This is a genomic window from Pseudobacter sp., from assembly GCF_051955275.1.
In the GTDB taxonomy this organism is placed as follows: domain Bacteria; phylum Bacteroidota; class Bacteroidia; order Chitinophagales; family Chitinophagaceae; genus Pseudobacter.
The window spans coordinates 1-11562 of sequence record NZ_JBQCGW010000039.1 but is presented as its reverse complement, the minus strand read 5'-3'; the positions used below and the strand labels follow the sequence as shown (position 1 = coordinate 11562).

Sequence of the window (11562 nt, the reverse complement as noted above, 5' to 3'; positions counted from 1 at the left end):
TGGTCTTCTTTAGAAGCTCAGGCTACCCTGGTTCAACTCTATATCGTCATTCGCAATGGCTACTAAGTAAGCAGCTTTAAACTGGTCATAGGGAGCCAGTTCATAGTAGCCATTTTCAATATACCCGGTTCCTGAAAAAACGTAGGAGCGGTGCCTGATACTTTTGCTGAAAGGGTGCCTGGTGTTGACGGCATAGCGCCTGAGATCAAACCAGCGGTGATTTTCAAAGCAGAGCTCTCTTCTTCTTTCATCCCTGATGAAATTGACCAGGGCTGCGCCATCCGCGGTTACAGGATCCAGGTCTGCCGGTTTGAAACGTTTTTTCCTCAGTTCCTGAATTGCGCTCCGCGCCCCGGTAAATTTTTCCTGCGCGGCAAGTGCTTCCGCTTTGTTCAGGTAAGCTTCTGATAAGCGAAGGAGGAATATATCTGAAACATCATCTGTACTGTATGTGGTCTGGCTTTGTTTGACCAGTCTTATATGTCCCTGATTGTTTTGTTTGAAGAAGGCCTGCCAGCGAAGATCGTCCGGTTCATATTTTGCCGCCAGGTCCGGAGATACCAGGTAGAATTCAGTGGCGGGTGGATCTGTATAACTCGACATCAGTATATAGATCAGAGATTCCTTCATCGTAAATATCACCTCTTCAGATCTGCGGTTGATGAAATCCGTACCGGTAATATGTTGGTTCAGGTCCTGTACCTTGTAATTGTTATTGCTGATCACTTTGTCTGCATACACTGCTGCGTTTTCATACTCTTCCATGAACAGGTACACCCTGCTCAGTAAGCATTGTGCCGCCGCCTGATTGGCGCGGATATTCGATGAGCTGTTGGCGCCTTCCAGTTCTTTCTCCGCATCCAGCAGGTCGGCAACAATCAGGTCATATACCTGTCTGCTGGTATTTCGTACTGCAAACTGGTCTTTTACCTCCGGACTTGTTTTCAATGGTATGCAAAGGTCTGTAGAGGCAGTAAGTATACTGTATGGTTTGCCGTAGAGGTTCGCCAGTGTGAAATAATAATAGGCCCTGAGAAAATGAGCTTCACCGGCAATCCTGTTGAGCTGGGCGGCAGGTTCTCCTTTGGCTTTTAACAGTGGCACATTATGGAGTATTGCATTGATCCTGGCAATCTTCTTGTAACAGTCCGTGAAGATGATATCTGTATTCGTCAATGTACCTTCGCTGTCGATCCGTGGATTGGGTTGCCAATGATGAAATCCTGTTTGTATCATCTTGCTCAGAAAATTGGCAACTGGTTTTCCCATCTCAGCGTCATCGTCCATAGTAAAAATGTAAAGGGGCCATTGGCCGTACCGGGCCGGATAATAGACATCGCCAATGAGCAGCTCATCTAGGTCTTTTGTTTTTTCAATGAAGCTGCTGTTCTGGGAATAAGTTGCCAGGAATTTTTTGCAGGACGTAGCGCTTATACAAACCAGGCACAGTACCAGCAACCTTGCCTTTAAGGGGTAAGTCGCTACACATTGTTTAGAAACTGAGGTTGATATTGAAAGCATATACGGGTCTGATTGAAAGGTTAACATTGGGTGCTGAGCCGGATTGGGAAGGATCCTGGCCGCGCAACGCTTTATTGGCAATGGTGAAGAGATTGCTGCCGGTGAGCCTTACTGTGGCCCCTTTGATGTGCATGCTTTTGCAGAGTTCCTGGGTGAGCATGTACTGAAGGGATACGTATTGCAGTTTGATATGATCTCCTTTCACCACGCGCAGGTCTGAGAAGTCGTACATCTGGTAATAGTCGGTAGCAAATCTTGTGGTGAGGAACACCGGATTGGGCACATTCCACCAGGCTGTTTTGTCATGATCATACATCGTAACAGATCCCTGTATGCCGGGTATATTGGTGTGTTGTTCGTCTCCGGGATATTGCCAGCGGTTTACAAATTCTTTGCGCAGGTTCTGCTGGGAGCTTGGTCTGAATGTTCCGTAATTGCCGGATGCTATCTGAAGCAGGCGGATCTTGTTGCCGACGCTGTAGGTGAAATTTATGTCGAGCGTCCAGTTCCTGTAGCTGAAAGTATTATTGATACCTCCTTGCAGAACAGGCTCCCTTCTTCCGGATTCAACCATTACCATACTGAATACTTCTTCTTTGCTGACGGCATTATACTTTTTTGTCAGTAGTGCCTTGTCTGAAGGTTCTGCTCCATAGAACAGAGGAAATCCATAAGTGGGATCCAGGCCTTTGAACTGGTAAGAATAAAACGTGTTGACAGATCTTCCATTTACAGGTACGCTGCCTGAGAGGAAGTTCTCGTAAGTCTGGCCCGCCATATCCACCATCACATTACGGCTTCTCAGGTTGTTATTGATGAGTTTGTTGAAGGCCTGTCCGAGTTGCGGATCAAAACGCCACATGAAGCCCCGCTTGTTACCCATACCGGGATTGTTGATGATCCTGACATGCAGGTCTATTTCCACACCGTAATTCTCCACGGTACCTCCATTCACCACATAGGAGCCTACTCCGTTGATGGAGGAAACATTCTTTCTCAGAAAGGCATTGGTGGTTTTGCTGGAATAAGCGCCGAGCGAGCCCCTGATCCTGCCATTTAAGATGGAAAAATCGACAGCTGCACTGTAGTCCTGTTTCTTTTCCCAAAGCAGGTTGGGATTAGGAAATGACTGGATGCTGGAAGCATATGAATCATAGTAGCTATCCATGGCACCCCTGGTGATAATGGTGTAGGGAGTTTGCCCTCCGATCATATTTCCCTGTGTTCCGTAAGAAACCCTCAGGGCTGCCAGGTCAATCCAGCTGGCGTTTCTCAGCAGGTCATCCTGCATGTTCCAGCGTGCAGACAGCGCCCAGGTGGGAAGAAATTTCTCATTGCTTCTGGTGCCGAATGCATTGGAGAATTCCTGGCTGGTAGTACCACTGACCACATATCTGTCTTTGTAAACATGAGTGGCGGTAAGAAAGCTGCGGACTGCATTTTGCAGGTCGTTAGTGATGGTGCCGCCTCCGTTCATTTGCAACCAGTATCCGTAGCTCGTATATTTTGTGATATCGATATTGGCAAAGCTGAGACCGCGCTCGGGGTAGTAGCCTCTGCTGCTTCTCTGGTAAGTATTGTTGCGGGTTGACCTCACTTCGGCGCCAAGGCCGGCAGTGAGCAGGTGTAATTTCCGCTGCCCGAGGAATCGTCTGAAATCAAGACGGGTATTGATGGTGTAGTTCTGCTTCTTCACAGACTGCTGCGTGAGCTCACCGCCAAAGGGAAGTTGATTCCGGGCAGGATCGAATGCTTTGTCTATATTGTTCCAGGACACGTTCCGTATTTGGGCTGCCATTTCCGTGTTCTCGTCAAACCAGGTCTGGTGATCTGAATTCCCACCAGTATAGGCCAGTGTGGAATTCAGCTGTATGCCATCCGCCACTTCGTAATTGAGGTTGGCGCTGGCGGTATATTCACTGGTTTCCACCGTTTCACCTGTCCTGTCGATCTCATTCAGGATATTCATAGTTTTATTATCTACAAACTGGGTGGCCACAGTTTGGGAACTGATGGGAGAGTAATAATAGAGAGAGCCATCTGCATTGCGTAAGGGGATAGCGCGACTGGTATAAAACGCATGGTTCATTACGCCAACGTCCTGTGGTGTATACCTGCGTTTACCATTATTCAATTGTATATTGAATTCAGCCTTGAATTTCCGGTAACTCAGCATCAGACTTAGCAGGCCGGTATAACGGTCGTTCACTTCTTTCCTGATAACACCTGGTTCAGCATTGTAGCCAACGGATGCACGGTAAGTGGCGGAGGGGCTTCCACCGCTTACACTCAATGTGTGATCAGTGGAAAATGCATCGCGCATTGTATACTTCATCCAGTCTGTGTTGGCAGTTTCTGCCTTGTTGACCAATTGTGTAAATGTGTCAAAATCTATCCGGCCTGCATAGTAATCGGCTATAGCCTTTTCATAGGCCTCCATTCCACTTCCCCGAAGGGTCATTTGCTTTTCGATCATCTCCCTGGATACGTCCACGCGTTCCCTGGAATTCATCATATAAATATCCCTGTCGGTATACCTGGGTCTGCGCGTGAGCCTTCCCGTTACATTATAGTTTACAACAGGCGGGCCAGGCTTTCCCCTTTTGGTAGTGATCACTATCACCCCGTTTGCCGCCCTTACTCCATATAAGGCCGCAGCAGTGGCATCTTTCAGCACATCGATCTGGTCAATGTCGTTAGGATTGAGGCCTGCGATGGCATTGCCAAGCAGATTCACGAAATCCGGATCATTCACCCGGTCGGCCGGAATGGGAATCGGATCTGTGCGCACGATCCCGTCCACCACCCACAGGGGCTCACGTGCTCCCAGGATAGTGGAAGTGCCACGGATACGAAGCTTGGGCGCAGCGCCCGATTGACCGGAATTCTGCATATAGGTAAGGCCGGGAATCCTTCCTTCCAGCATTTTGTCCACTGTGCTGAGGCCAGGTTGAATAACGGAATCCATTTTCAGAGAGGTAACGGAACCAGTCAGGTATTTTTGCTGCACCTTCTGATAACCGTTATAGATAACGGCTTCATCCAGCATGGCATTGGGTTCCAGCCTGATGATCATCTGGCCACTGGGAGCAATTTTTTGCTGTGTGGTCTGGTGGCCAACATAACTGACGATGATGGTGCTACCGGGAGGCGCGTTGAATAAGAACACTCCCTGCCCATCGGTCTGTATAACGGTCTTCTGTCCTTTTACGGAAACGGTGGCCCCGCTCAGCGGCTGGTTATTGGCGCCGGTAACGATGCCTGTTACGGGAATGGTGAGCCCTGCATCGCTGACGGGCGGATCTTTTTTATCGGGTTCGGGATCGCTTCCTGGCTTTGCAGACAGCACGATCAGTTTGTTGACGATCTTGTAATCAACCGGCTGGTTGCTGAAACAGAGCGCCAGCACAGATTCCAGGCTTGCGCTCTTTACATCGATGGTTACATTTTTCGCATTCTTCAGCAATTGTTGTTTGTAAAAGAATTTAAGGTCTGTCTGCTTCTCGATTTCCTTCATCACGGCCGTAAGGGGAGCATCTTTCCGGGATAGGGAGATGCCCTGTGAAAAGCCTGCCGTGCAAACCAGCATGGCTAAGATCAGTAGTGCAGTTTTGATGGTCATACGTTTTGGTTTGAGAAAATAGGGCCCTGCCTGCATACTGTGATCAGCAGTGTGCAGTAAACAGGATAGTGTTTCCGGATCCTGAACTGAAAAATCTGATTAAGGTAAAACTGTAAGCTGCCTGCCCCGGAGTGAGAAATGTACGCCGGTGATTTCAAGCACTTTCAATAATTCGGATAGGTTCATGTTGCGCGAGATAGTTCCCACAAATATTTCTGACTGAATATTCCCCTGGTATACCACTTCGATATCGTACCAGCGAACCACCTGGCGGAGGATGGCTTTCAGGTCTTTGCCATTGCAGACGAAGTTGCCGTTCTTCCACTCGATGGCGTCATTGGCATCGATATCTTTTTTCAGTTGAAGGGATGCGTTGGCTGGGGAGTACTGTGCCTGCTCGCCAGGAGAAAGCAGCTGGCTGGCTGCATTGGCTTTTACCTTCACTGATCCGCTGAGCAGGGTAGTGCTGATGATGCTCTCGTTGGTATAGGCATTTACGTTGAACGATGTGCCCAATACTTCAATTTCCTGTCCGCCTTCCACTTCAACGATGAAAGGTTGTTTTGCGTTCTTCGCTATTTCAAAATATGCTTCGCCTTTGATGCTGACCCGGCGTTCTTTTCCGGGGAATGTGGTAGGGTACCTGAGTGAGGATAATGCGTTCAGCCACACTTTGGTGCCGTCTGCCAGCCCGATGCTGTACATGCCTTTGCGGGGCACTTCCAGTGTGTTGAAGTATTCGGTGCTGCCGGATGCGGCTGTGTTATATAATAACTGGTTACCGTTGTTGTTGATGGTAACGCCATTCTGTTCATTGATAGGGGCGTGTTTGTTTTTGCCCAACTCAATTTTGCGGCCGTCGGATGTTGTGAGTACGGCCTGATCAAAACCAGGAGGGATCTCTGTTTGCTGAGCCAGTTCAGTGGGCGCTGGTTGTTTTTCATCCTGGAGCAGGTACCAGGTGCCGACAGATAATACAAGCATCACGGCTGCTGCTGCTGCCATTTTTTTCCAGAGCGGCAACACCTTGCTCCTGCTGCGTGAAGGTTGTTGAATGGTGGTCCTCAGTCTTCCCAGGATCTTGTCGTGCAATTCCTGCTCGGTAGTTTCAGGGCCTTCACCGATGAAAACTTCCAGTTCCTGCTCATGTTGATACCATTCTTCCACTGCCAGCTTTTCTTCTGGTGTAGCCGTACCTGAAAGGTATTTGGGGATTAGTATGCCTAATTGTTCCTGGGTCATCTTAAGTATAGTGTGTATAAAATGCTGCCTCCCTACCTCAGAGGCATTATTTTTTTGAAAAATTATTTTTAATAGAAAAGAAAGCCTGAAAGGAAGTCTTTAATGGAATGGCGGAGCTGTCTTAATGCCGTGCTGATATGCTTTTCCACTGTTTTCCGGGAAATATTGAGATCCCGGGCTATCTCAGGGTTGGATTTGCCTTCGATACGGCTCTGTTCAAATACAATTCTGCATTTTTCCGGAAGCTGCTGTATTTTTTCCTGAAGCAGCCGGTCCAGGATCTGGCTTTCCAGTTTGTCAGTCAGTTGTCCCGCACTATTGCCGGCAGCCAGTTCTTCGGGGATGAGCGCATGATGATAGATGGCTTTGTTGAAATACTCCAGCACTTTGTATTTGACAGCTACTGCCAGGTAGCTGCTGATGGACTGGATCTCCAGCTCCTGTCTCCGCACCCAGATGCTGGCGAATATGTCGTGCACGATGTCTTCCGCATCCTGCCTGGATTGCAGCTTATGAAAGGCGAGTGTGAAAAGTTTTTTCCAATAGCGCGAGTAGAGCTGTTCAAAGGCTTGCTGGTCATCTTCTTTCAGCAAAGCGATCAGTTGATCATCATTGTATGTAGGGTAGTCATGCAAAGTCTGACCTGTTATAATTACGTAGGTGTTTAGAGTGAATCAGGACAGGTCTGGTTAGATCAAATATAAAGAATTCAATTAAAAATGGAAGGTGCATTAATCTGCTCTTTCCATTTTACTTATTATTGCCAAAGTACCAAATCTCATAAACGCAGTACCAGTAACGGTTTTTTGGCTATATTCGTATGGATTACACAGTATATATGAACAGAAAAAGCATTATTCCACTTTTTGAATTAGATGTTCCTTCAGTAAAGTAGCTGATGGCAACTGGCTGTCAGCAGTCGGAATGTTCTTCAACCTTTTATTGAAACATTTAATACTTGCCTTTACTGGCGGGCGGATAATTCTTTATGAAAAAATCATTTATCGTACTGCATATAGCCGTTATTCTGGCTGGGTTCACAGGAGTTTTTGGAAAACTCATCTCTCTCAATGAAGGCCTTCTGGTCTGGTACCGCGTTTTCTTCTCTTTTATCTGGTTATTCCTTATTGTAAGATTATTCAGGGTAAATACTGTGACTCCCTGGCGAAACAAATTTGATATCGCTAAGATCGGAATGCTGATCACCATACATTGGTTGTTCTTCTATGGAAGCATCAAGTATGCGAATATATCCGTGGGAGTGGTCTGTTATAGTTTAACCAGCTTGTTCACGGCATTGTTTGAGCCACTGATCAACAAAAAAAGATATGTTGTGTCCGAGTTGTTGCTGAGCCTGCTTACACTGATAGGGATTGCGCTGATCTTTACTTTTGATGCCTCTTATCAGTTGGGTGTTATTCTGGGAGTGATCTCTTCCGCCTTTGCTGCCTTGTACACTATTTACAATGAGCGCCTGGTGAAGCACTATGATAGTAAGCTCATCAATTATTATCAGATGATGGGCGGCACTGTAGGCTTAGGTGTGTTGATGCCGCTGTATCTTTTCTTTTTTCCGGTGGAACAATTGATACCGGATGTAAAGGATACTGTCTGGTTATTGTTGCTGTCTTTATTTTGCACAGTAGGCTTATATGTCATGTTTGCGGAAACATTGAAAAGGATCCCGGCCTTTACTGTGAACCTGAGTTTTAACCTGGAACCGATCTATGCTATTGCGATAGCCTTTTTATTCTTCGGAGAAGGGAAGGAGGTGAATGCTTCGTTTTATGTGGGATTGTTGTTTGTAGCCGCGTCGGTGATCTTACAGATAATCATTTCCATCAGGAAAAAGCGGAGGATTCATCTCAGCCCTCAATCCCCGCTTCATCATAGCTGAGCAGGTGTCCTGGGTAAACTGACAACTTATGAAGGCGTTCCGCGAGGAGCGCCTTCTTTTTTTGAGTATTGTAATTCTATCGCTAAAACCATATTTTTGATGCCACGCACCATTTAACCTTTCCTGCCATTAGTTTTGTAGCTTCTTAATTTGCTATACCGGGAATAACTTGTCTGAGAATTATCAATACAATGAACAGGAACTGCTGCTCCGTATCACCAATGGTGATCAGCGTGCATTCCGCCATGTTTTCGATAACCAGTTGAACCCGCTTTGTTATTTCGCTGAGAAGCTCATCGGGCAAAAGCAGGATGCGGAGGATATGGTCAGCCAGGCCTTCTCCAAACTCTGGCAAAGGCATAAAGATTTCTCCAGTATTGCAGGTATCCGTTCTTTTTTATACACTACGGTCCGCAATCAGTGCCTGGATTACCTGAAACATAAAGCCGTAGTGCATGCTGCAGAAAAGCATCTCCAGCCGCAGCTCGCTGCTACCGTGATAGAGGCCAATATGTACCAGGCCGAACTGATCCAGCTGATCTGGCAGGAGATCCGGCAACTGCCGGAAAAATACCGGAGTATTCTTGAGTACAGTTTCCTGGAAGAATTAAGCACAGCTGAGATAGCAAAGCGTTTGAACAAGACCGAAACCCATGTACGGGTTGACAAATCCAGGGCGCTGGTATTGTTGCGTGCCGCGCTTCGTAAAAAGAAAGTATGGGAGCAGGCATTCGCCTTTCTTTCCCTCTGGCAGATCGGCCGGTAATCTCCCCTGAAAAAATATTTCCACTTTTTTGTAGCGTTCCGTTGTTATGCTCGTTCTATTTGATATGAGCACCGGATTATCCTTTAATAACGAGCTTCTGGCCGCCATCCACAAACGATGGAGTGGCCAGGATCTATTGCCCAACGAACAGCAGTTGCTTGATGACTGGCTGGCTGCAAATCCCGATAATGAAATGCAGGAAAAAATCCATAGCACAGGATGGGTGGTGGAAGGTTTGAGGCAATGGGAGCAGGCAGATGCGGAATCCATCTGGCTGAGATCCCTGTCTGCTGAAAATATCACACCAGTCCGTCATATATCTTTCTTACGCAGGTACCGGATAGCAGTGGCTGTACTGTTGCTGATGGTGGCCGGCACAGTTATCTGGTTGGGTAGTGGTAAAGAAACTGAACAACCTGTGGTTGTTGCAGAGCAGGTGCAGCCGGGAAAGGAAGGCGCAGTGCTTACGCTGGCCGATGGCAGTTCCGTACTGCTGGATACGATCCGCAATGGAGTAGTGGCCCGGCAGGATGGAAGTATTGCCAGGATTGTGAATGGAGCCCTGGTATATGAAGGGAAGGGTGCCGGCATTATTTACAATACCATGCGTACGCCCAGGGGCCGGCAGTACATGCTCACATTACCGGACGGATCAAAAGTGTGGTTGAATGCGGCAAGCTCTATCCGTTACCCTGTTGCATTCAATGCCGATGAAAGGAAAGTGGAAATTTCTGGTGAAGCTTATTTCGAGGTCGTGCCTGATAAACGGGTTCCCTTCCGTGTTCAGGTAGACCAGCGCGCAACGGTGGAAGTGTTGGGAACCAGTTTCAATATCAACAGTTATTCCAATGAGCCTGCTATTTCTGCCACCCTGCTGGAAGGATCGGTGCGCGTGCGTAACCAGCAGGCGGCTTCAGTAGTGCTGAAACCCGGAGAACAGGCGCAGTTGCGGGAGGGTATCAAACTGGTGAAAGGCGCCGATCTTGAAAAAGTAATGGCCTGGAAGAATGGATTGTTCAATTTTTATGGCGCTTCGATTGAGGAAGTGATGCGGCAGCTGGAGCGCTGGTATGATATTGAAGTGGACTATGAAAATGGAATTCCGGCAGCTACTTTCTGGGGTGAGATCACCAGGGGTGTTTCCTTGAATGATCTGCTCAATGAACTGCAGAAAATGGGTATTCAATTTAAACTGGAAGGAAGAAAATTGACTGTAAAAAAATAATCAGACTATTTTATTGGAGTCGGACTGCTTTGATTGTCCCAAACAAAAACCGGGGGTGCTGTGAACACCTCCGGCGGAAGTCCGGGATCATTCAATAAACAATAATGTGTGTGCAACACTGCTTATTTATCAACCCAAACACGGCAAATCTATGCAAAAAAAAGCGCATGTTAGACGCTTAACCAAAACTCATGCGATGGTCCGGCGACCTGAAGACCGGCCACTCGTAAAAATGATTGTAGTGATGAAACTGACCATCATTCTGCTAACTGCAGCATTGTTCAGCGCCCGTGCATCGGGCATTGCGCAAACCATTAGCCTGACGGGTAAGGACCTTACGCTGAAAGAGGTCTTTGCAGCTGTCAAAAAGCAAACAGGCTATGTGGCATTTATCAATGAACAGGACTTGTCTGGCGTAAAGCCTGTTACGGTAAAGGCAAGCAAGATGGGATTGCCTGATCTGTTGGACCTGGTGCTGAAAGACCAGCCGCTGAACTGGACGATCAGGGATAGGACCATCTTTCTCTCCCGGAAAACAGAAGCCCGCAAGCCCGCTCCGGAATTGAGTTTTCCTGAATTGTTCAAGGCAAAACAAGTGAATGGCAAGGTGCGTGATTCATTGGGAAATCCCTTGTCGGGCGCTACTATTCAGAACAGGAATTCAAAGATCAGTGTGACTTCTCTGCAGGATGGATCTTTTACGATCAGTGCGGAGGAGGGGGATATTGTTGTGGTTTCTTATGTGGGGTATGAACCGGCGAAGCTTACGGTGACCTCTTTGATGATCAGTAACGGCAGTTTGTCTTCCATATCATTGAAACCATACGCCATCAAACTTGAAGAAGTAGAAGTTACGATTAATACAGGATATCAGCATATACCCAAGGAGCGGGCAACCGGAAGTTTTGGGCTTGTTGATAATAAAACACTGAATATGCAGGTAGGGATGAATATCCTTGACAGGCTTAATGGAGTAGCTAGTGGCGTGTTGTTTGATAAGAAATTGCAGAACGGAACATCAAACCTGGGTATAATGATCCGCGGACAGTCTACTATCTCTGGCCCAAGAGATCCTCTGATCGTTCTCGATAATTTTCCATATGAGGGAGATATAAATAATATCAATCCGAATGATATTGAAAGTGTAACTGTGTTGAAAGATGCGGCTGCTGCTTCAGTTTGGGGTACAAGAGCAGGGAATGGTGTAATAGTACTCACAACCAAAAAGGCAAAGTTCAATCAGCCGGTAACCTTGGATGTCAGCGCCAATTTCAGCGTAATGGGAAAGC

8 protein-coding genes are annotated in these 11562 nt (G+C 47.2%); 4 read left to right on the top strand and 4 right to left on the bottom strand.

Going from position 1 to position 11562, the window contains the following annotated elements; genetic code table 11:
- Positions 1–9: 9 nt before the first annotated feature.
- From ACTHMC_RS04225 to ACTHMC_RS04210, 4 genes are all read right to left on the bottom strand, one after another.
- Positions 10–1287, bottom strand: a complete 1278-nt coding sequence (locus ACTHMC_RS04225; RefSeq protein WP_440411096.1) for a RagB/SusD family nutrient uptake outer membrane protein — start codon at positions 1285–1287, stop codon at positions 10–12.
- A gap of 205 nt (positions 1288–1492) precedes the next feature.
- Positions 1493–5143, bottom strand: a complete 3651-nt coding sequence (locus tag ACTHMC_RS04220; protein ID WP_440411094.1) for a SusC/RagA family TonB-linked outer membrane protein — start codon at positions 5141–5143, stop codon at positions 1493–1495.
- 99 nt (positions 5144–5242) lie between these two features.
- Positions 5243–6385 (bottom strand): FecR family protein, encoded by a 1143-nt coding sequence (locus tag ACTHMC_RS04215; RefSeq protein WP_440411092.1) that lies wholly within the window; start codon positions 6383–6385, stop codon positions 5243–5245.
- Between the two features lie 68 nt (positions 6386–6453).
- The gene (locus ACTHMC_RS04210; RefSeq protein WP_440411090.1) at positions 6454–7020 is read right to left on the bottom strand and encodes an RNA polymerase sigma factor; all 567 of its coding nucleotides are present in this window, start codon (positions 7018–7020) and stop codon (positions 6454–6456) included.
- 353 nt (positions 7021–7373) lie between these two features.
- Here ACTHMC_RS04210 and ACTHMC_RS04205 point away from each other — a divergent pair, with 353 nt between their 5' ends.
- The 4 genes from ACTHMC_RS04205 to ACTHMC_RS04190 form a co-directional block, all read left to right on the top strand.
- A complete protein-coding gene (locus tag ACTHMC_RS04205; protein WP_440411088.1) occupies positions 7374–8282 on the top strand; it encodes a DMT family transporter in 909 nt (302 codons plus the stop codon).
- 169 nt (positions 8283–8451) lie between these two features.
- Positions 8452–9048: an RNA polymerase sigma factor gene (locus ACTHMC_RS04200; protein WP_440411086.1), complete on the top strand. Its 597-nt coding sequence runs from the start codon at positions 8452–8454 to the stop codon at positions 9046–9048.
- Between the two features lie 46 nt (positions 9049–9094).
- Complete coding sequence (locus tag ACTHMC_RS04195; RefSeq protein ID WP_440411084.1) at positions 9095–10273, top strand: FecR family protein; 1179 nt, start codon at positions 9095–9097, stop codon at positions 10271–10273.
- 196 nt (positions 10274–10469) lie between these two features.
- A partial coding sequence (locus ACTHMC_RS04190; protein ID WP_440411082.1) for a TonB-dependent receptor plug domain-containing protein occupies positions 10470–11562 on the top strand: 1093 nt, incomplete at its 3' end.